The sequence below is a fragment of the Longimicrobium sp. genome (genome assembly GCA_036389795.1).
Classification (GTDB): domain Bacteria; phylum Gemmatimonadota; class Gemmatimonadetes; order Longimicrobiales; family Longimicrobiaceae; genus Longimicrobium.
Map to the genome: position 1 here is coordinate 1 of DASVWD010000091.1, position 22,840 is coordinate 22,840.

At 72.2% G+C, this 22,840-nt stretch carries 20 protein-coding genes; 10 read left to right on the forward strand and 10 right to left on the reverse strand.

The features are described from left to right. Window positions 1-407 precede the first annotated feature (407 nt). The 4 genes from VF746_11780 to VF746_11795 all read right to left on the reverse strand — a co-directional run bounded on the left by VF746_11780 (window position 408) and on the right by VF746_11795 (window position 5,587). On the reverse strand, window positions 408-755 hold the full coding sequence (locus VF746_11780; GenBank protein ID HEX8693094.1) for a hypothetical protein: 348 nt from the start codon (window positions 753-755) through the stop codon (window positions 408-410). A gap of 76 nt (window positions 756-831) precedes the next feature. Further along, the gene (locus VF746_11785) at window positions 832-3,150 is read right to left on the reverse strand and encodes a CDC48 family AAA ATPase (GenBank protein ID HEX8693095.1); all 2,319 of its coding nucleotides are present in this window, start codon (window positions 3,148-3,150) and stop codon (window positions 832-834) included. A gap of 274 nt (window positions 3,151-3,424) precedes the next feature. Further along, a complete protein-coding gene (locus VF746_11790) occupies window positions 3,425-4,372 on the reverse strand; it encodes a PhzF family phenazine biosynthesis protein (GenBank protein ID HEX8693096.1) in 948 nt (315 codons plus the stop codon). Between the two features lie 195 nt (window positions 4,373-4,567). After that, on the reverse strand, window positions 4,568-5,587 hold the full coding sequence (locus VF746_11795) for a DMT family transporter (protein HEX8693097.1): 1,020 nt from the start codon (window positions 5,585-5,587) through the stop codon (window positions 4,568-4,570). A gap of 424 nt (window positions 5,588-6,011) precedes the next feature. On the opposite strand from VF746_11795, the gene VF746_11800 reads away from it, so the two are divergent. After that, window positions 6,012-6,611, forward strand: a complete 600-nt coding sequence (locus VF746_11800) for a hypothetical protein (GenBank protein HEX8693098.1) — start codon at window positions 6,012-6,014, stop codon at window positions 6,609-6,611. A gap of 103 nt (window positions 6,612-6,714) precedes the next feature. Here VF746_11800 and VF746_11805 read toward each other — a convergent pair whose 3' ends face one another. Next, on the reverse strand, window positions 6,715-7,194 hold the full coding sequence (locus VF746_11805) for an SRPBCC family protein (GenBank protein HEX8693099.1): 480 nt from the start codon (window positions 7,192-7,194) through the stop codon (window positions 6,715-6,717). A gap of 178 nt (window positions 7,195-7,372) precedes the next feature. On the opposite strand from VF746_11805, the gene VF746_11810 reads away from it, so the two are divergent. Next, complete coding sequence (locus tag VF746_11810; protein HEX8693100.1) at window positions 7,373-8,212, forward strand: CBS domain-containing protein; 840 nt, start codon at window positions 7,373-7,375, stop codon at window positions 8,210-8,212. Between the two features lie 328 nt (window positions 8,213-8,540). Here VF746_11810 and VF746_11815 read toward each other — a convergent pair whose 3' ends face one another. Next, a complete protein-coding gene (locus VF746_11815; GenBank protein HEX8693101.1) occupies window positions 8,541-9,398 on the reverse strand; it encodes a CoA transferase in 858 nt (285 codons plus the stop codon). Between the two features lie 257 nt (window positions 9,399-9,655). Between VF746_11815 and VF746_11820 the strand changes: the two genes are divergently transcribed. Next, window positions 9,656-11,575: a hypothetical protein gene (locus VF746_11820; protein ID HEX8693102.1), complete on the forward strand. Its 1,920-nt coding sequence runs from the start codon at window positions 9,656-9,658 to the stop codon at window positions 11,573-11,575. 162 nt (window positions 11,576-11,737) lie between these two features. Here the strand turns inward: VF746_11820 and VF746_11825 are convergent, their stop codons facing one another. Continuing rightward, window positions 11,738-13,021: a radical SAM protein gene (locus VF746_11825; GenBank protein ID HEX8693103.1), complete on the reverse strand. Its 1,284-nt coding sequence runs from the start codon at window positions 13,019-13,021 to the stop codon at window positions 11,738-11,740. Window positions 13,022-13,384: 363 nt separating this feature from the next. Continuing rightward, window positions 13,385-15,214 (reverse strand): BamA/TamA family outer membrane protein, encoded by a 1,830-nt coding sequence (locus VF746_11830; protein HEX8693104.1) that lies wholly within the window; start codon window positions 15,212-15,214, stop codon window positions 13,385-13,387. Between the two features lie 521 nt (window positions 15,215-15,735). On the opposite strand from VF746_11830, the gene VF746_11835 reads away from it, so the two are divergent. The 4 genes from VF746_11835 to VF746_11850 all read left to right on the forward strand — a co-directional run bounded on the left by VF746_11835 (window position 15,736) and on the right by VF746_11850 (window position 18,637). Continuing rightward, complete coding sequence (locus VF746_11835) at window positions 15,736-16,977, forward strand: serine hydrolase (GenBank protein ID HEX8693105.1); 1,242 nt, start codon at window positions 15,736-15,738, stop codon at window positions 16,975-16,977. 208 nt (window positions 16,978-17,185) lie between these two features. Then, on the forward strand, window positions 17,186-17,677 hold the full coding sequence (locus VF746_11840) for a redoxin domain-containing protein (GenBank protein HEX8693106.1): 492 nt from the start codon (window positions 17,186-17,188) through the stop codon (window positions 17,675-17,677). Window positions 17,678-17,843: 166 nt separating this feature from the next. After that, window positions 17,844-18,188, forward strand: coding sequence for an HU family DNA-binding protein (locus VF746_11845; protein HEX8693107.1), 345 nt, complete (start codon window positions 17,844-17,846; stop codon window positions 18,186-18,188). A 38-nt stretch (window positions 18,189-18,226) separates the two neighbouring features. Beyond that, window positions 18,227-18,637 (forward strand): hypothetical protein, encoded by a 411-nt coding sequence (locus VF746_11850; protein HEX8693108.1) that lies wholly within the window; start codon window positions 18,227-18,229, stop codon window positions 18,635-18,637. A 26-nt stretch (window positions 18,638-18,663) separates the two neighbouring features. Here VF746_11850 and VF746_11855 read toward each other — a convergent pair whose 3' ends face one another. Further along, complete coding sequence (locus VF746_11855) at window positions 18,664-18,801, reverse strand: hypothetical protein (GenBank protein ID HEX8693109.1); 138 nt, start codon at window positions 18,799-18,801, stop codon at window positions 18,664-18,666. A gap of 198 nt (window positions 18,802-18,999) precedes the next feature. On the opposite strand from VF746_11855, the gene VF746_11860 reads away from it, so the two are divergent. Together VF746_11860 and VF746_11865 are read left to right on the forward strand one after the other, a co-directional pair. Beyond that, window positions 19,000-19,401, forward strand: a complete 402-nt coding sequence (locus VF746_11860) for a hypothetical protein (protein HEX8693110.1) — start codon at window positions 19,000-19,002, stop codon at window positions 19,399-19,401. A gap of 121 nt (window positions 19,402-19,522) precedes the next feature. Further along, a complete protein-coding gene (locus tag VF746_11865) occupies window positions 19,523-20,155 on the forward strand; it encodes a hypothetical protein (GenBank protein HEX8693111.1) in 633 nt (210 codons plus the stop codon). A 17-nt stretch (window positions 20,156-20,172) separates the two neighbouring features. On the opposite strand, the gene aceK is transcribed toward VF746_11865, so the two are convergent. Then, entirely contained in the window at window positions 20,173-21,882 is a 1,710-nt protein-coding gene (gene aceK / locus VF746_11870; GenBank protein HEX8693112.1) for a bifunctional isocitrate dehydrogenase kinase/phosphatase, read from the reverse strand. Window positions 21,883-22,217: 335 nt separating this feature from the next. Between aceK and VF746_11875 the strand changes: the two genes are divergently transcribed. Further along, on the forward strand, window positions 22,218-22,840 hold a 623-nt coding region (locus VF746_11875), incomplete at its 3' end, for a peptidoglycan recognition family protein (protein HEX8693113.1).

The window sequence follows — 22,840 nt, forward strand, 5'->3', positions numbered from 1 at the left end:
GAGAGGCTCGGCTACAAGGTGGAACTGCGGAAGGCCGCCTGAAGAGCGCGACCCCGGCTCCGTAGTTTCTATTCAGGGAGCCGCTGCGCCGAACCTGCCCCGACACCAGTGTCTGGCGGCGACCGAAGGATCTACTCACCCCGGAGCGAGGCTGGCTTCTGCGCACCCCATCTGGCCACCAGACACGCGGAGTAGATCCTTCGGTCGCGTCCAACCATCTGCGCGGGAGCGAACTACGCGCGGACGCTCCCTCAGGATGACTTCTTGTGCGGCGTGGGATGTACTGTTGGTTTCGGAAGATCGTATGAAGGGTTCTTCGGCCCCGCGGCGATCCGTGGCAGTGCCGCTTCCGTGTGGCCGGGCCTCGGAACGGGCGGCCTGAACCGGGCGATCGACCGGACCTGACGTCAGAGGTCGTCCAGGAAGGGGGAGGGATTGCGGGGCTTGCGCTCGGCCAGGCGCAGGGCGGCGTCGAGGTGCTTCGCGGCCTCGCGGCCGTCGTCGTCGCGGCGCAGCACGCGCTCGGCGTCGGCCAGGTGGGCGCGGATGCGGTCGCGGTACTCCTCGATCAGGTCGCTCTCGGCCACGGCGCGCGCCAGGGCGGGGAGCCTGTCGGCGAGCTGGTCGGCGCGCACGGGGCTGTCGTGCACGCGCAGCGCCTCCTGGTGCGCCGCCGAGAGGAGCGACGCCACGTCGGGCCCGCCGGCCGCGTCGTCGTCGTCGCCGAACGGGTTCTGCTTCGGCTCGAAGGGCATAACCGTCTCCCGGGCTCGGGGTGGGAGCGCCTCCTCCTCCGATTCTACGCTCCCGGCCCCGCCCCGGCCAGCCGGCTCAAGCCTGCGCCGCGCCGGTCCCGGGCACGGTGAAGCCGATCTGCCGGCGGCCGCGCGGGCCCTCGCGCTTCAGCTCGTCGGCGATCTGCTCGTACTCGCGCTCCATGTCGGGGGTCACGCTGGCGCGGCTCTCCGCGAGCGCGGCCTCGAAGCGGCGCATCTCCACCCGCGGCGACTCGAGGTCTTCGCGCAGCGCCTGCAGCCCCGCGCGGCGCACCAGGTCTTCCAGGTCGGCGCCGGTGTAGCCCTGGGTGCGATCGGCCAGCGAGTCCAGGTCCACGTCGTCGGCCAGCGGCATGCCGCCGGTGTGGATGCCGAGGATCTTGCGCCGGCCCTCGAGGTCGGGGACGGGGATGTAGACCATCTCGTCGAAGCGCCCGGGGCGCAAGAGCGCCGGGTCCACCAGCGTGGGGCGGTTGGTGGCCCCGATCACCACGATCCCGTTCATCTCCTCCAGCCCGTCCATCTCGGCCAGGAGCGTGTTCACCACCCGCTCAGTGACCGCCGGCTCGCCCACGCCGCCGCCGCGCTCGGGCGCCAGCGAGTCGATCTCGTCCACGAAGATCACCGTGGGCGCCACCTGGCGGGCGCGCTGGAAGAGGCGGCTCACCTGCTGCTCGCTCTCGCCGTACCACTTCGACAGCAGGTCGCTGGACTTGGCGGAGATGAAGTTGGCCTCCGACTCGCGCGCCACGGCCTTGGCGATGAGCGTCTTCCCCGTCCCCGGCGGCCCGTAGAGGAGGAAGCCCTTGGCGGGGCGGATGCCGAGCCGGCGGAAGGCGTCGGGGTGCCGGAGCGGGAGCTCGACGCCCTCCTTGAGCGCGCGCTTGGCCTCCTCCAGCCCGCCGATGTCGTCCCAGCCGACGTTAGGCACCTGGATCATGATCTCGCGCACGGCCGAGGGCTGCACCCGCTTGAGCGCGCCCAGGAAGTCGTCGCGGGTGACCACCAGCGCATCCAGCACCTCGGGCGGGATCTCGCCGCCGTCGTCCAGGTCGATGCGGGGGAGGATGCGCCGCAGCGTCTCCATGGCGGCCTCGCGCGCCAGGGCGGAGAGGTCGGCGCCCACGAAGCCGTAGGTGACGCGCGCCAGCTCAGGCAGCTCCACGTCCGGCTCGAGCGGCATCCCGCGGGTGTGGATGGACAGGATCTCCTCGCGCCCGCCGGCGTCGGGGACGCCGATGACGATCTCGCGGTCGAAGCGCCCCGGGCGCCGCAGCGCCTCGTCGAGGGCGTTGGGGCGGTTGGTGGCGCCGATCACCACCACGTTCTGGCGCGGCTCCAGCCCGTCCATCAGGGTCAGCAGCTGGGCCACGATGCGGCGCTCCACCTCGCCCTTGGTCTCCTCGCGCTTGGGGGCGATGGAGTCGATCTCGTCGATGAAGACGATGGAGGGGGCCTGCTTCTGTGCCTGCTGGAAGATCTCGCGCAGCCGCTGCTCGCTCTCGCCGTAGAAGCGCCCCATGATCTCGGGGCCCGCCACGTGGAAGAAGCGCGCGTCGGCCTCGTTGGCCACGGCGCGGGCCAGGAGCGTCTTCCCCGTCCCGGGCGGGCCGTGCAGGAGCACTCCCTTGGGCGGGTCGATCCCCAGGCGCTGGAAGAGCTCGGGGTGCTTGAGCGGGAGCTCGATCATCTCCCGCACCTGGCCGATGGTGTCGCCGAGTCCGCCCACGTCGTCGTAGGTGACGTCGGCGCGGCGCTGCTCCTCGGTGTCGACGTACTCGGGGAGGAGCTCGATCTCGGTGTCCTCCACCACGCGCACGATCCCGCGCGGCTGGGTGTTGACCACGGCGAGCCGCACCTCCTGCAGCCCGTAGGTGCTCTGCTGCAGCAGGTTGCGCAGCAGGTCGTCGGGCATGATCGGGCGGTCGGTGGCGCGGGTGTTCGGGGGGCGGAAGACGGAGGTGGAGATGACGTCGCCGGCGGTGAGCGGGCGGTGGAAGAGGGTGCGCCGGAGCGCCTCGCCGGTGCCCAGCAGGCGGATGTTCTTCTGCGCGGGGGCCACGCTCACGCGGCGCGCGGGGCGCACCTCGGCGCGGCGCACCTCCACGTGGTCGCCGATGCCGACGCCGGCGTTGGCGCGCTGCAGCCCGTCCAGCCGGATGGTGCCCGCGCCGTCCTCGCTGGGGTAGGCGGACAGCGCGATGGCCGTGGTGCTGCGTTTTCCCGCGATCTCCACCACGTCGCCCTCCCGGATCCCCAGCTCGTCCAGCGTCTGCTTCGCGAGGCGGGCCACGCCCTTCCCCACGTCGGTGGTGGGGGCTCCCACCACCTGGGCGCGTACGCTCGGGCCCGCCTGCCGCTCCTGCTCCGTCATCCGTCCGCCCCTTTCTTCTCGTCCGCCGGGTCCGCGCGCGTGGGGCAAAGCCTGAACGGCCCGCTCCGCGCGCGTTTCGGGATGTTGTTCAAGGTGCGGACCAGCGCGACGGAGGAGGGTCGCGGGCGGGCGGCGGTGTATCGCGGAAGGGGCGGTGGGAAGGGCGGCTGAAGCCGCGGCAACGAAGGCAGGAAGCCTCGCCGGACGGCTTCGTCGCGGGGGTGGGGGCGGTGCGCGCGAGGCTCCAGATTCGAGTGTGGGCCCGATGGACGGTCTACTCGTCCGGGATCTCCATCCAGCCTTCGCCGACCTGCACGGCGGAGCCGCCGACGCGGATGGCGGCGACCCGGCCGGCGGCCCGGTCGGCCTCGACGTGGAGCGTGCTCGGGCGGCCCATCTCGATCCCCTGCTCGAGCGTCCAGCGGAAGGCGCCGTCCGTCGTCTCGCGCAGCGCCAGGTAGCCGGCGAACGCGGCGGCCGCCGCGCCGGTAGCGGGGTCTTCGGCGACCCCCAGTGCCGGCGCGAACATGCGGACGCGGAAGTCGGCGGGGGGCCCGGCGGGGGCGAAGGGGTAGACCTGCGGCGCCCACGTGCCCGCCAGCAGCCGCTCCCAGCGTGTGGGGTCCAGGCGCGCGCGGCCGAGGGCGTCCAGGCCGCGCAGGGGAACGACCAGGAAGGGGACGCCGCACGAGACGGGCGCGGGGGAGAATTCGCCCTCCAGCACGTCGTCCGGCGACAGGCCGAGCAGCGCGGCGAGCTCGTCGCGACCGACGGGCGATGGGCGGGTCTCGGGCATCTGCGCCGCGGAGAGCTGCGCGAACTCGGGGCGGCCGTCCTGCCCGCGAACGAGCACGGAGACGGGGCCGACGCCTTCCTCCAGCACGATGCGCGTCTCCCCGCCATCCAGCGCCACCTCGCCGAGCGCGGCGAGCAGGATGGCGGTGCCCACGGTCGGGTGCCCGGCGAACGGCAGCTCCGCGGTGGGAGTGAAGATGCGGGCGCGGCGCGTGCCCTCCGCGGTCTCCGGCGGCAGCACGAAGACGGTCTCGGACAGGTTGAACTCCCGCGCAACGCGCTGCATCTGCCCGTTCGGGATCCCGCGCGCGTCGGGAAAGACCGCCAGCGGGTTGCCGCCGAAGACGCGGTCGGTGAAGACGTCGAGCGTGTGGTAGCGGTAGCGCATCGTCCCTGGTCCCTGGTCCACGAGGAAAGGCGCTGTCACCCGGCCCTCCTGCTACGTTAATAGGTAATTAGCATATTGGCAATATGCCTATATCCCCGAAGTCGGACAGGTGAACCCGCGGCAGCAACGGCGAGAAGCCTGCCGTCGCAGGTTGGTTCGGCGCGGACACCGGCTTCGGCACCGAAACGCCGTCACCTCGCGCCGAGGTCACTTCGCACTTCGCACTTCGCACCGTCAGGACGCCGGCTCGGCCTCCGGCGTCTCCTCGCGGCGGGCCAGGGCCAGGGTGCCGGCGACGATCAGCACCGCGCCGGCGGCCGTCCCCGCGTCGGGGAGCTCGGCGAAGAAGAGCGCGCCCCACAGCGCGGCGAAGACGATCTGCAGGTACGCCGTGGCGGTGGCGCGGCCGGCGCGCTCCAGGTGCAGCCCGCGCGTGATCGACACCTGCCCCAGCTGCGTGGTGACGCCCACGCCCAGCAGCACCAGCCACTCCGTCCCCGTCGGCCACACCGCCCCCGGCAGCCCCGTGGCCAGCGCGCCCAGCGTGGAGACCAGGGCGAAGTAGAATACGATCACCAGCGGCTCCTCGCGCCCGCGCAGGCTGCGCACGGTGACGTACGCGGCCGCGCTGCACATGGCCGCGAACAGCCCGATCCCCACCGCCACGTGGTCCAGCGCGCCCTCGCCGTGCCCGAAGAGGAAGGTGGGGCGCGTGGCGACCACCACGCCGGCCATGCTCACCAGCACCACCAGCACCTCGCGCGCGCGCAGCCGCTCGTGCAGCACGGGCACGGCCAGCAGCACGGCGAACACCGGGTTCGTGTACTGGATGACGGTGGCGTCGGCGAGCGGCAGGTGCACCACGGAGTAGTAGAAGCCCGACAGCGCCAGGAAGCCCACGATCCCGCGCAGCACCAGCCGCGGCCGGTTGTTCCCCCACGGCGCGACTCTCGCGCGGCGCACCGCCCACCAGCTGAGCGCCAGGGTGACCACGGCGCGCACCAGCACGATCTCCTGGCTGGGCAGGCGCCGTCCGGCCATCTTCACCAGCAGGCTCATCACGCTGAAGAAGAACGCTCCCGCCGCCATGTAGCGCAGCCCCGCCGAGAAGCGCGGGAGCCGGCCGCCCGCGGCGTCTCCGCCCTCGCCGGGCTCGCCGGGCTCGACCTCCGCGGCCATCCCCTCCAGCTCGGGCGTCTCCGGCACCGCCTCGCGCGCGCGGGCCCGCCCGTCCGGCGCGCCTCTACCGCTCATCCGCCCCGGGGCGGCTGGTCGTCCGCATCGTCCCTCGTCGCTGTTCCTGTGCCGGGAGTCCGGACAAGATCCGCCTTCCGGCGCCGGAAGGGAAGACCCGCCCGACCGGCCGTTCCTTGCGGCGCGCGCCGCGCCGCGCGACGTTGAGCCGCAGGGAACGACCTCGCACGTACGGCGGGCATCCGTCCGGGCGGGTGAACCCGCAGCAACTACTGCGCAAAGCCCGCCTGCGCGGGCTCCTTCGGTGTGGGGGCGGCATTCGGCTCGCCGTGCCGGGCTCCGTCGTGAGGAGGTGCGAAGCTCGCCCGGTGCGGAACCCGGGGAATGCGTGGATGGAGCCTGCGAAGGCAGGCTTTTCGCCGTCGTTGCCGCGGCTTCAGCCGCCTTTGGACCAGAGCCACCACGCCCAACACGGAGAACCACCTTGGCTCGCCTGATCGGATTCGTCGTCGTCGCGGTGGCGGGATTTCTGGGCGGCTACCTCTTCGCCGGGCAGCAGCGCACGGGGGAGGCAGATCCGCCCGCCGCGGCCGCCCCCGCGCCCGACTCGTCGGCGCCGGACTCCGCGCGGCCCGCGGCGGCCCCGGCGGGGGACTCGGCGGCGGTCATTCGCGCGGGGGCGGTGCCGCGGCTCTACCCCACGCTCATCGACAGCGCCGGGGTGGACGTGGACGCGGACGGGACGGAGGAGCGCATCGAGCTGTACGCCGACGTGGGGCGCGACACGCGCGGGCGGCCCATGTGGGACGACGGCCAGCGCTGGGCCCTGATCGTCCGCGACGACAGCCTGGCCTATACGCTCTTCGACGATTTCGTGCAGCTCGGGAGCGTGAGCTTCGTCGCCTGGGTGAACGCCGGGGATACGCCGTCGGTCATCCTCGTCGAGGTCGAGACACCGTCGGGAGACACTTTCGAGAGCTTCGTCTTCGACAAGCAGCGAGGCGGCTTCGTGCGCGCGGGCAGCTTGCGGGCGGGGGTGAGCGGCAACATCGTGCACCGGCCGCCGCCGAGCTACGATGGGTGAGGGAGGGGAACGGCAAAAGACTCGTCTCACGCAGAGTCAGCAGAGTCGACAGAAGGGGTTCTCTGCTGACTCTGCGTGAGACCAGAGGTTTCCCGGTGTAGCCCTACGCCACCGCCGTCGGCTCCGGCGCCGTGCGCTTCAGGTAGTCGTCCATCGCCTGCATGTCCTTGACGATGGCTTTGCGGAAGAGGCCCGCCATCAACCTGCCGACGAGCTCCCAGACCTTTCCCATGCCGCGGATCTCCCCGTCCATCACCACGTCGGTGCCGCCGTCCCGGGGCGTGAGGACGTAGGTGAAGAGGTACTCGCCGCGCTTCGAGGCGCCCTTCGTGCCGTCCACGCGCAGGCCCAGGCGGCGCGGCGGGTCCATCTCGGTGACCTCGAACGTCTCCGTGGCCTCGCGGCCGAACATCTTCCGCGTCTCGCGCCACTGGGTGCCCACCCCGAAGCCGTCGCCGCCGAGCTTCACGGCGCTGACGTGGCCGGGCATCCAGTCTCCCGCGCGGTCGAGGTCGGTGAGCGCCCGGAAGACGCGCTCGGGCGGGGCGGAGAACCGGTGCTGCACCTGGAGGCGAATGCTCATCGGGACGTCTCCGGAAAGGGGTGGAGCTCGCGAGGCGCGGGATCGGAAACGATGCGCCGCGCCGGGTGGAGTTGCAACGGTCTCGTGCGCGCGGCACCGGTCCTGCGGCGAAGGCGCCCGGTCCCGCCGGGTTTGGCGAGCGGGGCGAGACGACCGCCGGAACGACGGAGGGAATGGGATGGACGGCTACGGAAGGGACTACCGGGGCGGCCGCGGGCGCTACGACGTGTGGTACGTGCCCGACGCGGCGCCGCAGGCGGGGATGTATCCGGGCCCGTGGGGGCAGGGGCGCTTCTCGTTCCGCCGTCCGGACGGCCGGTGGTACGACGAGGAGTACTACGGCCACACCGGCGCCGAGGGCGTGGTCCACGAGCGCGGGCGCCGCGGCCGCGGGCAGGGGCCGTACGAGCACGGTGGCCGGGGCGGCGGCTACGAGGGCGAGCCCGGCGGCTACGGCCAGGGAGGATACGAGGGCGAGGGCGGCTACGAGCGCGGCCGGAGCGACTCCGACCGCATCTGCGCGTGGCAGATCATGACCGAGGACCCGCACGCCGTGACCGCCGACACCACGCTGGCCGAGGTGGCGAAGACCATGCGCGAGCTGGACGTGGGCGTGATCCCCGTCGTCGATGGCGACGAGGACCGCACGCTGGTGGGGGTGATCACCGACCGCGACATCGTGGTTCGCGCGCTGGCCGACGGGAAGGACGGCGGCGCGAAGGTGGGCGACTACATGACGCCCGGCGTGGCCACCGTGGGCCGCAACGACACCGTGCACGACGTGCTGGACGTGATGAAGCGCGAGCGGGTGCGCCGCGTGCCGGTCACCGACCGCGACGGGCGGCTGGTGGGGATCATCTCGCAGGCCGACTTGGCGGTGAGCTACGCGGGCCTCGACGAAGTCCGCGAGGCCGAGGTGGAGGAGGCCATCGAGCGCATCTCCGAGCCCGCCCACCCGCGCCGCGGCGGCTGGCCCGGCCGGACCTTCGGTGTGCGGCGGGCGCAGCGCGGCTACTGAGTGCGAAGTCCGAAGTGCGAAATCGGTGAGAGGGCAGGGACGCGCGCGGGGAGGCCTCCGCGCGCGTCCTGCGTTCGTCGGGCGGGAGCGCGCCGCGCCACGATCGACGTCACCGCTGATGTCATTCCGAGGGAGCCGCTGCGCTCGAACCAGCACCCACGACGAAGCCTGGCGGCGACCGAGGAATCTACTTCGCCTTCCTGGTGGCCGGCTCCCTGCGCGACAGCCGGTGCCCAGCCGCATCGAATAGATCCTTCGGGAGCGTCCAAACTGCGGCTCCGACGCAGCTTACGTCGGACGTTTCCCTCGGGATGACCACCCTCGAGCATCAGCCGCTCGCGTCCCGCACCGCAGCGATCGGCAGGTCGTGCTCCAGCGCCCACGCCTCCCACTCGTCCGCCGTGCGGGCGAGAAAGGCGGCTTCCAGGCGCGGGCGGCCGAGCGCGTCCACCCCCAGCGCCTCCGCCAGCCGCTGCCGGAACCGCGGCTCCAGGGCAGCGAGGGCGATCCATCCCTCGCGCGCCCGGTAGAGGCCGTAGACGTCCATTCCGCCGCCGAGCCAGCCGCCGGGGCGCGTGAGCCCGTGGCGCAGCGGGGCGGCGAAGGCGGCGGCGGCTTCCTGGATGCACACCTCGGCGTAGCCTTCCTCGCCGCTCCGCGCGCGCGCCAGCATCAGCGCCAGCGCGGCGCTCACCGCGCGCTCGGCGGCGGCCAGGTCGGCCAGGAGGGTGCGGGGGAGGGAAGGCGGCTCGACCAGGCCCAGCGCCGCCTGGTAGGTCAGGTCGTGCCCCGCGCGGTTCTCGTGCGGCGCCGGGCAGCCGGTGACCGCCACCTGCGCCAGCCGCGGGTGCCGGGCGTGCAGCGCGCCCCGGGCGAGCCCCAGCCGCTCCAGCGCCGCCGGCCGCGACGACGTGAGCAGGAGGTCGCTCTCCGCCAGGATCTCCTCCAGGCGCGCCCGCCCGTCCGCCTCCTTCAGGTCCAGGCGGAGCACCCGCTGGCCGCGGGCCAGCTCGTCGTACCACGCCGGGCTCGCCAGCGCGAGGGGATCGCCCTCGGGCGGCTCCACCTTGGTCACCCGGGCGCCGAGCGCGTGCAGCCGCGCCGCCGCGGCCGGCCCCGGCACGTTCACCGCCAGCGTGACCACCCGCACCCCCTCCAGCGGGCGCGGCTCCCCTGCGTCGGTCATCTCCGCTCCTCCCGATAGGGCTCGTCCGCCCGGAAGGATGCGGCGGGCGCGTCCGCGGGGAAAGGCGCGGGGGTGGAGCCGTGCGCCCGGGATCGGGTGTTTCTTGCCGGGCGATCCCGACGGGTGTATCTATGTGGTCCCCTCCCCCCGTTTTCCGATCTCCCGAATCGATGGACACGAAGCTTTCCCCACCCGCCGTTCCGGATCCGACGACGTCGACGAGCGGCGTGGCCGGAGAGCGGCGCCGGAGGGTGCGCGTGAAGCTCGCGGCGGTCCCTCGCGCGGGCGGGTGGGCCCGGCTGCTGCGGGCGGCAGGGCTGGCGTGCCTGCCGGCGCTCGCCGCGCCGTGGGTCAGCCGCGCGCTCATCCCCCGCCCGCCGGCCTTCAACTCCGACCTGGCCATCCCCGTGCTGATGGCGCGCGCCGGGGAGTGGAGCCTGTTCGACCTCTACTACTGGGGCCAGGACCGGCTGGGCACGTGGCACCTGCTGCTGCTGCGCGCGGCCGGCCGGGTCTTCGGGCACACCTTCGACTACGCGGGGCTGCACCTGGCGGCCACGGCGTGGGTGCTGGCGGCGGTCGTGGTGATGGCGCGCCTCGCGGGAGCCTGGCGGTGGGCGGCGGCGGGCCTGCTGGCCGCCGTTCTCGTGGGCAACTCCGATTCCCGCTTCAGCCTCTTCGACGCCGCGCACCCCTACGCCTGGCAGATCACCGCGCTGCTGCTCGCCTGGTGGGGGCTCCACCGGCTCGCCGAGCGGCCCGGCCCGGCCGGGCGGGGCGGGTGGGGCCTGCGCGCCGCCACCGCCTTCGTGGCGTTCCTCGCCCACTGGACGTCGCCGCTGAGCGGGCCGCTGCTCCTGGTCGTCGCCGGCGTCGAGGCCGTCCGGGCCCGCGCGCTGGACGCGGAGCCGGGCCGCTCCGTGCTCCAGAGGTGGGGGGAGGGAGGGCTCGTGGTGGGCGCGGGCATCCTGGCCGAGCGGGCGCTCCGCGCCGCCTTCTACGGCTACGCCCACGCCCGCTTCGGGCAGGAGTTCCGCACCGGCCTGGTGCTCGACCGGGGACACCTGGCGGACAACGCGCGGCAGGTGCTGAAGGTGCTGGCCGGGTCCGCCTCCATGCCCCTGCTGGCGGCGGCCACCGCCGGGGCCTGCGCCGCCGCGGTCGTGCTCTGGCGGGCGCGCGGCGGACGGGTGCCCGGCGGGGAGCGCTGGCGGGTGGAGGGAGCGGCGCTGGTCCTCGCCTGCTGGGCGCTCGCGGCCGCCCAGCTGCCGGTGTTCTTCCTGGTGCGCCACGTGCGCGTCAACCAGTTCGCCGGCCGCTACTTCTCGCTCGTCTTCGTGTTCGGGACGCTGGCCGGGCTGCTCGCGCTGGCGGGCCTGCTCGCGAGCCTCCCCGGGCTGGCGCGCCGGCGGCGCGCGGTGCTCGCGCTGGCGGGAGCCGCGGGCCTGGTGGTGGGCGGGCTGCGGGTGCCGGCGGCGCCCGGACCTCGCAGGGACCCGCCGACGGAGCTGGCCGCCCGCCTCGAGGCGCGGGCGCCGGGCGCACCGCTCCTCGGCGGCTACTGGAGCACGTACGTCTTCGCGGCGCTGCAGCGGCCCGGGACCATGCTCGAGCCCGTCCCGTGCGAGGGGCGGTTCGTGCGCGCTCCCTGGTGGGCCGGGGAGCTGCACCGGCACCGGTGGGTGGTGGCGGCGCACACGTACGAGTGCCCGGACGCCGGCACGCCCGCCTCCCCCGCGCCGTGGGTGTACCAGCACGGGGCGCTGCTGCGGCTGGTCCGGGCGCGCTGGGAGGGAGGCGCCGGCGTCACCTTCTCGCTCTACGAGAACGCCACCGCGCGCGCCATGGCCCACGCGGCGGAGCCCGCGGTCGACGCCTGGCGCTACTGCGACGCGGGCGCGGAGCTCCGGCTGGGCTTCCCCGCGCGCGGGGGGGCGCAGGTGATGGTCGCGCGCGCGGTGCGGACGCCGGCCGCGGCCCTGTTCGCCGCGCCCGTCTTCGCCGACGGCACGGTCGGACCGCCGGTGCGCATGCGCGCGACGGGGCGCCTGTACCGCGCGGAGCTGCGCGCGGACGGCGCGCTGCTGGTGGGCGCGCGCATCACCGCGCGGCGCTCGAAGCCGGTGGCGGACCCCCAGGGGTGCAGGGCGGCGAGCAGCTTCGTGGTCGGGGAGTGACGTCGGACCCGACCAGGTGCGGCGCCCCGACCGCCGGGAAAAGGTGATAGAGCGTCGGTACGGGATGCGCCCGCGCGTCGTCGTCGCGCGGATCTTCCGCCTGCCGCCACGAATCCATGATTCCCCCCTCCTCCCGGTTCTCCCCCGTCGGAATCACGAGTCCTACCTGAACGTGCCCGGGCTGACGTCGTAGACCAGGTGGGGGCGCCCGGCGTCGTCTTCCGGGCCCCAGAAGCCGAGCTGCTCGGTCCACTTCACCGTCTGCAGCCGCCTGCCGCCGAGGGTGAGGAAGCCCGCCGCGCGCGTGGTCACCACCCCCAGCCTGCGCAGGTCCGCCAGCCCGCGCAGCACCGTGCCGCCGCGCTCGGCCACGATGCGCCGGGCGGCGCCGGGGCCGATGCCGGGGACGCGCAGCAGCTCCTCGTAGCCGGCCGTGCGCACCTCCACGGGGAAGCGCTCGGGGTGGGCGAGCGCCCACGAGGTCTTGGGGTCGCGGCCGAGCGGCAGGTTGCCCGCTTCGTCGAACACCACCTCGTCGGCGCCGAAGCCGTAGGAGCGCAGGAGGTAGTCGGCCTGGTAGAGGCGCTGCTCGCGGAGCGCGGGGGCGGCCGGCGCGTCTTCCAGCGGCGTCTCGCGGATCGGGCGGAAGGCGCTGAAGTGCGCGTGGTGCACCCCGCCGCCCGCGTACAGGTCGGTGACGCGCCCCAGGAGCGTGCGGTCGCTGTCCTGCGTGGCGCCGACCACGAACTGCACCGTCATCCCCGCCGCGCCGCCGGGGTGCAGCGGGTCGCGGGGGCGCCCCTCGGCGCGCTCGGCCTGCTCGCGCTTCACCAGGGCGCGCGCCTGGTCCAGCGCGGCGAGCGAGGTGGCGAAGCTCTTCTCGGGGGCGATCTGCACCAGGCTCTGGCCGCAGGGCGCCTCCAGGTTCAGCGACACGCGGCTGGCCAGCCGGGTGAGCCGCTCGATCTGCGCGGTCTCGGCGCCGGGGACGATCTTCACGTGCACGTAGCCGCGGAAGCCGTGGCGCTCGCGCAAGAGCTCCAGCACGCGCACCAGGTCGTCCATCACCTTCACCGGCCGGGCGGGGATGCCGGTGGTGATGAACAGCCCTTCGCACCACCCCCGCTGGTGCGCGGCCAGGAACACGCGCACCAGCTCCTCGGGCTTGAGCAGGGTGCGCGGCAGGTTGCGGTCGCGGCGCATGGGGCAGTAGTGGCAGTTGAAGCTGCACGCGTTGGTCATCAGGATGCGCAGCAGCGACACCCGCCCGCCCGTCACGCGCAGGTTGCGGATGTTGAGCGGCCGGAGCGCCCCCACGCCCCGCGCCTTCGCGTTGCGCAGCCGCGGCGGCAGCGCGCTCCCGCCCGAGGGCGGCGCCTCGCGGTCGTCCGCCGCCATCGTCATCAGCACGTCGAGCTTCTGCTCGAGGGTGAGGTTCGCCTCCATCCGCCACCTCCAGCGCTTCGGGTTTGCTTCGGTACATGATACCGAAGAAGAGCCGAAGCGTCAATGTTGGCGGAGATGACTCATTGGGGCGCCCCCATCGCGAGCGCGTAAACACGCTCGCTGGACCTACGGAAAGCCTCGCCAGGCACCGGTGTGGAGGGCCGGTCACGTCGAGCGAGGCTTCAACCGCATTCGGGGGGATGGATTCGGCTCGGGACGCGAACGTCACCGCATGACGAGCTCGGCAGGTTCTCTCCCTTCACGTGCTCCGCATGATGCGCGGATGCCGGCGTCCGCAGCCCGAAGGGCTTCCCGTAGTTCCAGCGGGCGCCTTCAGGCGCTCGCACGGTAGGCGTCGACCCCTCAGAACACCTGCCCCAGCGTGAGCTGGAGCTGCAGCCGTCGCCCGAACTCCTTCCAACCCCCGGCTCCGTCGTGGCCGAAGGGGTCGTAGACGACGTTGCCGAGATAGAGGTAGCCGTCGCCGTCGGGGTCGCGCGCGAAGAGCGGGTAGGTGCGCGCGGGGGAGGGGTTGTAGGCGACGTCGACGCGGACGGGGCCGACGGCGGTGACCGCCAGAACGCCGATCCCCGGCGTCAGGATCGACTCGGTGCGGCGGACGGCGGACGGCGCGCCCGGGGCGGCCCCGCTGCGGACCGCGCCGAAGTCGGCGAAGGCGGCGAGCTGCAGGCGGTTCGCCACCCACCAGCGCGCCTCGGCGCTCGCCTCCACCAGCGCCTCGCCGCCGGTGGCGCGCGGGAACACGGCGCCGGGGTCGACCTCCACGCCCTCGCACGCGCCCGCGGCCAGCGCGCAGCCGAGGTTCTCGCCCTCGTCCGCGCGGACGACGAGGAGCCGGGGGCCGAGCAGGTTCTGCGGGACACCGCGCACCCCGCGCGGGCCGCCGCCGAAGAGGCGCACCTGCGGCGGGAGCGGGTCGCGCGCCCCCGCCAGCGCGCCGGCGCGGACGCGCGCCGCCAGCTCCGCGCGCCCGCCCACGAGCCGCGTGGCGTTGCCCTCCAGCACCGCGCTCGCGAAGTCGTACTCCGAGCCCGTCGGCCCGCCCGCGGCGCTGAGCGTGGCGCGCGTCGAGAACAGCCAGTCGGGGATCGGGCGCAGCGGGTCCCACGTGGCCCGCGGGCCGAGGGCGGGGCGGCGGGCGCCCGGCGGCGTGTAGGCGGCGCTCAGCTCGGCGGGCGCCAGCGTGGCGGTGCCGGTCAGCGCGTCCAGCGCCGCCCCGGCGCAGACGGCGTACAGCGCGCAGAAGAACGGCGCGCCGGCCTCGTTGTCGCTCCGCTCGGGCGCGTAGCCGATCAGCCCGTCCAGCCCGCGCGCCAGCTGCGTCGCGTAGGCGATGCGCCCGCTCACGCCGCGGCGGATGTACGCGCGCGTGGCGGATTCGCGGCTCACCTCCGCGTCCAGCAGCAGCCAGCTCGCGGCGCCCAGCGGCTGGCGCAGCTCGGCGCGCGCGAAGTAGTCGGGGTCCGCGAACTCGTCCTCGCCGGCGCACAGGCCGCCGAGCTGGTCGGCGAAGAGGTTCGACCCGCCCACGCGCAGGGCGAACACCCGCGGCGCGCCCAGGAAGTAGCGGCTCGCCCACCACGCCGTACCGCCCAGGCAGGCGCTGCGGGAGACGATCCCCTCCGCCTGGAACCCCGTCCTGCGCCCCGTCTCCACCGCCACCAGGGTCTCCACCACGCTGTCCGCCGCGGCCGCGCGCCGGGGCTCCAGCGCCACGCGCTCCACGATCGGCAGTCGGTAGAGCCGCTCGGCCATGGTCTCCAGCGCGTCGGGGTCGAAGCGCTCGCCCACGCGCCAGCCCAGCCGCGCCCGCACGTCGCGCTCCTGGAGCGGCCCCTCGGCGCGGATCGTCGTCGACCCGAAGACGGCGCGGGGGCCGGGGACGGCCTCCAGCACCACGTCGGCCGCGTGCGCCTCGCGCGAGACGGAGCCGGAGACCTCAACGATCGCGAACGCGTAGCCCAGCTCGGCCAGGGCCCGGGCGATGGCCCGCTGCGCCGCCTCCAGCCGCGGCAGCGCGTAGACGCCGCCCGTGCCCAGCGGGAGGTCGGGGAGGTCGATCGAGTCCGCGAACGGCTCCAGCCCGCGCACCTGCAGCGAGCGCACGACCAGCGGCCGGCCCTCCTCGACGCGGAAGACGACGACCACGGCGCCGCCGCCCGCCGGACGCACTTCCGAGGTCGTCCGCGCGTCGACGTAGCCCCACGCGGCGTGGAGCGAGTCGATGCGCGCCTCGTCGCGGCGAACCTGGACGGTGTCGAGCCGCGCCTTCTGCCGCGCCCAGTCCGCGCCCGCCGCGCACGCCCAGGCCAGGAGCGGCGATTTGCACCCGCGTCTCCCGCGTGAGGATCGTCGTCCGGATCAGCCGCTCGTCCACCGCGCGGGCGCCGGTGACCTCGACGTCCGCCACCTCCGGGGCCGGCGTGGACTGCGCGGCGAGGGGACTCGCGGCGAGCGCGAGCAGGAGGGTGAGCGGCGCGGGCTTGATCATCGTCGTCCCAATCAGTTCGACGGCCACGGGTTTCCTGCGAACGCACTTCGCACCTCGCACCTCGCACTTCGCACCGGGAGATGCGCGACAGGCGGTGTACCCGGCCGCGGCCCGCGCGTTGCCGCCGGGGCGGGGGAGCGATATGGTAGCGTTCTCCGCCCGGTCGGGAGGACGCGAATCCCGTTCACTTTCGAGGGACAGAATGCAGGTCAGATTCCGCCGCACGCTCGCCGTCCTGCTCCTCGCGGGCGCCTCCACCGCGCACGCGGACGCGCCGGCGCTCGCGCAACGCGCCTACTTCCCCGGCACGGGGGACGACTGGGAGCGCCGCGCCCCCGAGCAGGTGGGGATGGACCCCGCCAGGGTGCGCGAGGCCGTCGAGTTCGCGCGGGCCAGCGAGTCGCGCGCGCCGCGCAGCCTGGAGGTGGCGCACTACCAGACCTTCGGGCGCGAGCCGTTCGGCGAGGCGATCGGCCCCTTCAAGGAGCGCGGCGAGGCGTCGGGGATGATCGTCCGGCGCGGCTACATCGTGGCCGAGTGGGGCGATCCGTACCGCGTGGACATGACGTTCAGCGTCACCAAGAGCTTCCTCTCCACCGTGGTCGGGCTGGCGTACGACCGGGGGTTGATCCGGCTGGACGAGCCGGTGGGGCGGTCGATGGCGCCCGTGTTCGTGCTCTCCGAGCAGGCGGCGGCCCGGCGCGGCGCGGCGGAGATGCTGGGCGGCGCCGAGGTGCTCAATCCCTTCGACACGCCGCACAACCGGCGCATCACCTGGGAGCACCTGCTGCGGCAGACCAGCGACTTCGAGGGGACGCTCTGGGGGAAGCCCGAGTGGGCCGACCGCCCCACCGGCGAGCCCGCGGAGTGGGCCACGCGGCCGCGCAAGGATCCCGGCTCGGCGTACGAGTACAACGACGTGCGGGTGAACGCGCTGGCGCTGGCCGCGCTCAACGTCTGGCGCCGCCCGCTCCCGCAGGTGCTGCGCGAGGAGGTGATGGACCCGATCGGCGCCTCGCCCACCTGGCGCTGGTACGGCTACGACAACTCGTGGGTGGTGATGGACGGCGCCGCCATCCAGTCGGTGAGCGGCGGCGGGCACTGGGGCGGGGGGATGTTCATCAGCGCGCGCGACATGGCCCGCTTCGGGCTGCTGACGCTGCACCGCGGCCGCTGGAGGGACCGCCGCATCCTCTCGGAAGACTGGATCCGCCGGGCGCTCACGCCGACGACGGCCGAGCCGGGCTACGGGTTCATGAACTACTTCCTGAACACCGACCGCAAGCGCTTCCCGGCCGCGCCGGCGACCGCTTTCGTGCACCTGGGCAACGGCACCAACGCCATCTACGTGGACCCCGAGCACGACCTGGTGGTGGTGGCGCGCTGGATCCAGAACGACGCCGTGGACGACCTGGTGCAGCGCGTGCTGGCGGCGGTGCGGTAGGGAATCAAACCCGGGGAATCGCGCCGTGCCTGTTCAGCGCGAGGAAGTTCCGTAGGGGCGAGCCTGCGAGTCCGAGGATAGCCGGCTTCGGCGCAAGTGGCCGCCTGCAGCGCACGGACTGGCACCCGCCGGGCGAGGCAGGCCTCGCCCCTTGTACGGAATTGAATGCGCGACGCCTGCATGAGACCTTCGACAGCCAGCGAGTTCGATGGACAACCAGCACGAGCAGGAGCTGAAGCTCGGCGCCCGCCGACTTCCGGACCTGAGGCTGCCCTCCGCGCCCGCCGGCGCGCCGACGCCGCTGCGCCCGCCCGGCCGGGTGTCGCCCGTGCTCGTCCTCGTCCACGGCGCCGGTTGCGAGGGCTGCCGCGCCTGGCTGCGCCGCCTTGCCGCCTCGTCGGATGGCATCGCCGAGTGGGACGGGCGAGTCGTGATCCTCGTCCCCGAATCCCCCGACTCCGCCGCCGCAATGCGTGAGGACGGTTTCGAGTCGTTCACGATCCTCGCCGATCCCGATCGAACGCTCGCCGCTCGCCTCGGCACGTCCGGCGCCGCCGTGGTGATCGCGGACCAGTACGGCGTGATCCACGAGGCCGCGGACGCCGGCGAGGGGCACGACTTCCCCGAGCCGCACGAGGTCGTCAACTGGCTCCAGTACCTCGCCGTGCAGTGCCCGGAGTGCCAGGGGGAGGCGCTGTAGGGACCGCGCGAAGTTCAGGTCTCTTCCGGATTATCTAGAGAGTGCTTCTGCGGGTCTATTCGGACAAACTTCTTGTCTTTGGGTCCCACAGAATTATTTTGGTTGGCTGCTGCTATGCCATGCTCGATTTATCAGCGGAGAGTCACACCAACCAAATCAACAGGCCATGAACAAGTCTGAATTGGTCCAGCAGCTTGCCAGCCGTGCAGACCTCAGTCGGTCTGAGGCAGCGAGAGTCGTCGATGCACTGTTCAGTGTCGATGATGGAATAATTGCCAAGACCCTGCGGGGCGGCGACAAGGTTCAGATCACAGGGTTTGGGAGCTTCGAGAGCAAGCGCCGCGAAGCTCGTAAGGGGCGCAATCCCCGGACGGGGAAAGAGATTGAGATCACGCCCTCCACCAGCGCCTCTTTTCGCCCTGGAAAAGGCTTGAAAGACGCATTCGCAGGTCCAGGAACAAGCGCAGGTCCCGGGACTGGTAGCGGAGGTCCTGGAAGGAAAGGGCGTTAAGCAGGAACGGGCAGAGCGCGTTGGCTAGGTGAATAATCATGATCACACTCAAAGAAGCGCGCGACTATTATTTCCAGCGTTCCACAAAGGTGAGTGATATCGTACGTCAACTCGCCTTTGCGGGTATTGCAATCATTTGGCTGTTCAAATCAGAAGTTCGCGGCGTGCCCCGGGTTCCTGACGAGCTACTAACTGCCGGCTTCCTGATCATCGTTGGTCTAGCTCTCGATTTATTTCAATATGTGAGCGCTGCAATTTTGTGGGGTACATTCGCGCGATACAAGGAGCGTAAAGGAGTTGCCGCCGGGGACAGCTTTGTTGCTCCCGCTTGGATCAATTGGCCGGCTCTCACGTGCTTTTGCCTGAAAATTGTCTTTATTCTGGGAGCATACGTCGTGATAGGACGTTTTCTTTATCAGATTCTCCAGCGCTCAACACCCGCCCCTTGAGTCGGCTGGCGATAAAGCGGAGGTATTCATTCTCTTACTGGCCGCCTGAGCCGCCGGCTCTGCGGGTAGGGGAAGAAGTCGGGGACGGCGCCGGCCTCCTGCTGCTCCTGCATCCCGCGCCAGAAGCGCACGGTGAACAGGTCGCCGTGCACATTTATGAACACTCTTGACCAGCCACCAGAGGACAATTATTAAAAACAGAAGGTACTTGCTCACAATTCACCCCTCCGTGTGCCATGTCTCTTTCCTATTGTTCCAGGTTTATGTGCGCTTTGGCGCTTTTCTCGGTTCCTCTGTGGCCGGTCACGGCAAGAGCGCAGGCGATCCCCGCGCCGTGTCCACATCCCACGATGGGAACCTCCGTGATCGAGAACCCCTTCAATCCGGGACACATCACGAAGGAACCCGAGCACATCGACTTTCCGGTCGATCTACTGATTGCCCACGGAACGCCGGGTAGTCCATTCGGGGAGTACTCGACGGTCCCCACGATACCCGAGACATCCACGCATCGCTGGAGTATGGCCTGGATCGGCACCACCTGTTACATGATAGACCCCCTGGTTCCGATTATATGGGTGCAGGTCAACGAGACCTATGGCATCGCCATCCGTAAGGCGGGCGGTGGAACAGGGAGTGGGGATAATCAACCTAACGACGAATCCTGGTACGAATGGTTCGATGGAGTACGGTTCTCATGCACCTCCGACTACAGCTCCGGATGGCAGACAACGGTCTGCACTCCTGATCCGGAATATGACTAGCCGGCTCTTGGTATTTCAACTGCCGACGCATGATACCCACATGAGACGTCTTGTGCTTCTTACGGCATTCGTGTTACTACCGGCGTGCACGGACCACAATTCACCGGCAGCCCCGGCTCCCATGTCCTCCGAATCCACTCCACGCCTCACCAGCGCCGAGCGATCGGCTTTGCGGGCCGGAGTGGATCCGGCCGCCCTGGAACGGCTGCTCGCCGCACTCCCGCCCGAACAGCGCTCCACGGTGCTGTCGGGCTTCTTCCGCGGCTCGAGAGGCACACCCGTATCGAGCCCGGATCCTCACATCCACGCGCTCTTGCAGGAGGTCTGGGCTCCTCGAGGGACCCCTGTGGCATTACCCGGAACTCCACACAGCCACCAGGTCACGCTCGCGCTCGTCGAGACCCTGCCGCGGCGCACGGCGGGCGTGATGATCGTGCGCGAGGCCGGAAGCTCTCACGACCTGATTCTCTTCTCCGAGTCGGCCGCGAACGTCGTTCAGCTGCACGCCGCGCTCGGTGCGCTGTTCTCACACCGCGCGCGCTTCGGCCACCCGGCCCCGTCGGAATATCGGATTTTCCTCGATCCGGTCCCGCTTCCGGAGAACGTCGAGGGTGCGGCGGCCGCCGTGCAGCGGCTCGAACGCACCCTGCTCGGGAGACACGTCGCGGCGCTCAGGCAGGCGCCGCGGCGGGAGCTCGCCCCGTTCGGCCCGGCTCGAACGATCGAATACGATCCGCGGCAGTTCGAGCGCTGACCGGCTCCGGCCCCACGTCAGCCCACAGCCGGTCCCCCCCGCCTGAGCCGCCGGCTCTGCGGGTAGGGGAAGAAGTCGGGGACGGCGCCGGCCTCCTGCTGCTCCTGCATCCCGCGCCAGAAGCGCACGGTGAACAGGTCGCCGTGCACGTCCATGAACGCCTCGCGCAGGCGCCCCGCCGGCACCAGGAAGGGGACGAACTCCTCGGGGAAGACGTCGCCCTCCTGCACCGTGAACCACGGCTCGGCGCCCATCTCGTCCTCCTCGTAGCGCGCCGTGGGCAGGGAGCGGAAGTGCACGTCGGTGAGCAGCGAGATCTCGTCGTAGTCGTAGAAGATCACCCGGCCGTGGCGGCTCACGCCGAAGTTCTTCAGCAGCAGGTCGCCGGGGAAGATGTTGGCGCACGCCAGGTCCTTCACCGCGTTCCCGTACTCCACCACCGCCTCGACGGCCGCCTCCTCGTCCGACTCCCGCAGGTACACGTCCAGCGGCCGCAGCCGGCGCTCGGTGTACAGGTGCCGCACCACCACGCGCCCGTCCTCCACCGAGACGCTTCCGCCCGCCTCCGCCAGCAGCTCGTCCAGCACGCCCTCGGGGAAGCAGCCGCGCGGCAGCTGCAGGCCCTCGAACTCCTGCGCGTCCACCAGGCGCCCCACGCGGTCCAGCAGGAACACCAGCCGGTACTTCTGCCGCACCCCGCTCGGCGTCACCTGCTTGGGGGCGCCGAAGCGGTCCTTGATCACCTTGAACACCACGTTGAAGGAGGGGAGCGTGAACACGCTCATCACCATCCCCCGCGCCCCCTCCGGCGGCTCGAAGCGCGCCTCGCCGCAGGCCAGGTGCTCGGCCAACGCGCGGTAGAACACCGTCTTGCCGTGCTTGTTGTAGCCGATGGAGGTGTACAGCTCGTGGAGCGGCTTGGCCGGCATCAGGGTGCGCAGGAAGGCGATGGCCGCCGCGGGCCGGCCGGTGTCGGCGTGGAAGTACGAGCGCGCGAAGGAGAAGACGACGTGCACCTCGTCGGGCGTGGTGAGCACCGCGTCGGGGCGCACACCGTCGCCGTCGTGCAGCAGCGGCACCACGAGCGGCCGCACCTCGCCCGAGGCCAGCCGCAGCCGGGCCACCAAGTACGCGCCCTTGTTGCGGTAGAAGAGGAAGGGGAGCGCCTCCAGCGCGCGCACCTCGTCCGCCGCGGCGCCGAGCTGCGCGCGCGCCGCGCGGGCAGAGAGCGCGGCGTCGCCGGCCGGGTCCGCGAAGGCGTCCGCGAGCTCCGAGGCGCGGAAGAGCCGCTCGAACGCCTCCGCCCCGAGTCCCGCGCCCCCCAGCGAGAGGTGGACCGGGTCGCCGTCCTCGCGCGGCTCGGGCGGGGCCCCGTCCGGCGTGAACTGCGTCGACGGATCGACGCCGACGCTGCCGAGCAGGCGCCGCACCACCGAGTCGTAGAAGGTCTTCGCCAGCTCCGCGTCGGTTCTCTCCTCCACCAGCCGAGCGAAGCGGGGCTTGAGCTCCGCCTCGCCGGGCGTGACGCGCCCCTCCAGGGCGCCCACCGTGGCGCGGACCACGCGCGGGTAGAGGAGGAGCCGCCGCTGTGCGTCCTCCTGCGAAGCGCGCCACTCGCGGCTCAGGAAGCGCTCCCGCGCCAGCCGGGTGACCTCGCGGAACTCGCGCACGAAGCCGTCGTAGGCCGCCAGGATCGCCTCGGCGGGGTCCTGCCGCGGTGCCGTCATTCTCGTCCGGGGAAAGTCGCGGTGTCGGGAGATCCGGATCCAGGGACGCCCGCAATGCAGGGTGCGTGCGAGCGCGGCACGCCGGCCCGGAGTGAGGCGCGCGCTCCACCCGCGCTGTCCCACGCGCGCCCCACCCGCCTCACCGGCGGCGCGGGAGCGCGGGCGCCGGGTCGTCCATGTCGTTTACGTGTAACGATTTGCGGTGAGTGTACGTGGGGTGCCGCGGATGGCGCGGCATATGCGACTTTCATCCTTTCCCTGCGGCGTTCCCCGCGCGCTGCGGACTCTCCCGTCCCGCCCCGCAGGTCCGCCTACCCGCGCCCCCTGGAGGTCCCATGCCCAAGCCGTTCCGACAGCTCACCATCGAGCAGTTCGCCGACGAGCTGGACCGCTTCAAGTTCACCCGCAAGGTCACCGGGGTGCACATGCACCACACCTGGAAGCCCACCCAGGCCGACTACAGGGGGCTGTCCACCATCGAGGGGATGTGGAAGTTCCACACCCAGAACAACGGGTGGAGCGACATCGCCCAGCACGTGAGCATCGCGCCCGACGGGACCATCTGGACCGGCCGCGACTGGAACGTCACCCCCGCCAGCGCCACCGGGTTCAGCAGCGGCGCCTTCATGTTCGAGACCATCGGCAACTTCGACGTGGGCCACGAGACGCTGGCGGGCGAGCAGCTGCGCGCCGTGGTCGAGGTGATCGCGCGGGTGCAGATCAAGCACAAGCTCCCGCTCGAGTCGCTGCACTTCCACCGCGAGTTCACCGACCAGAAGACCTGCCCGGGCAACGGGCTCCGCAAGGCCGACGTCCTGGCCCTGGTGCGCGCCCGCCGCGACGAGATCGAGGGCGGGGGCACGCGCGACTTCCCCCTCGACGACGAGGCCGCGGCGCAGGCCTTCTCGCGCCGGCGGAGCTTCTTCGGCGCGGCGGCCGACGGCGCCGCCGCCGCGGC

What these genes read in the sequence shown, in the direction of transcription:
- VF746_11785 (HEX8693095.1), bottom strand. Translation starts at nt 3,150, where the DNA reads ATGACGGAGCAGGAGCGGCAGGCGGGCCCGAGCGTACGCGCCCAGGTG.
- VF746_11795 (HEX8693097.1), bottom strand. Translation starts at nt 5,587, where the DNA reads ATGAGCGGTAGAGGCGCGCCGGACGGGCGGGCCCGCGCGCGCGAGGCG.
- VF746_11845 (HEX8693107.1), top strand. Translation starts at nt 17,844, where the DNA reads ATGAACAAGTCTGAATTGGTCCAGCAGCTTGCCAGCCGTGCAGACCTC.
- aceK (HEX8693112.1), bottom strand. Translation starts at nt 21,882, where the DNA reads ATGACGGCACCGCGGCAGGACCCCGCCGAGGCGATCCTGGCGGCCTAC.
- VF746_11810 (HEX8693100.1), top strand. Translation starts at nt 7,373, where the DNA reads ATGGACGGCTACGGAAGGGACTACCGGGGCGGCCGCGGGCGCTACGAC.
- VF746_11840 (HEX8693106.1), top strand. Translation starts at nt 17,186, where the DNA reads ATGGACAACCAGCACGAGCAGGAGCTGAAGCTCGGCGCCCGCCGACTT.
- VF746_11825 (HEX8693103.1), bottom strand. Translation starts at nt 13,021, where the DNA reads ATGGAGGCGAACCTCACCCTCGAGCAGAAGCTCGACGTGCTGATGACG.
- VF746_11865 (HEX8693111.1), top strand. Translation starts at nt 19,523, where the DNA reads ATGTCCTCCGAATCCACTCCACGCCTCACCAGCGCCGAGCGATCGGCT.
- VF746_11835 (HEX8693105.1), top strand. Translation starts at nt 15,736, where the DNA reads ATGCAGGTCAGATTCCGCCGCACGCTCGCCGTCCTGCTCCTCGCGGGC.
- VF746_11815 (HEX8693101.1), bottom strand. Translation starts at nt 9,398, where the DNA reads ATGACCGACGCAGGGGAGCCGCGCCCGCTGGAGGGGGTGCGGGTGGTC.
- VF746_11805 (HEX8693099.1), bottom strand. Translation starts at nt 7,194, where the DNA reads ATGAGCATTCGCCTCCAGGTGCAGCACCGGTTCTCCGCCCCGCCCGAG.
- VF746_11850 (HEX8693108.1), top strand. Translation starts at nt 18,227, where the DNA reads ATGATCACACTCAAAGAAGCGCGCGACTATTATTTCCAGCGTTCCACA.
- VF746_11780 (HEX8693094.1), bottom strand. Translation starts at nt 755, where the DNA reads ATGCCCTTCGAGCCGAAGCAGAACCCGTTCGGCGACGACGACGACGCG.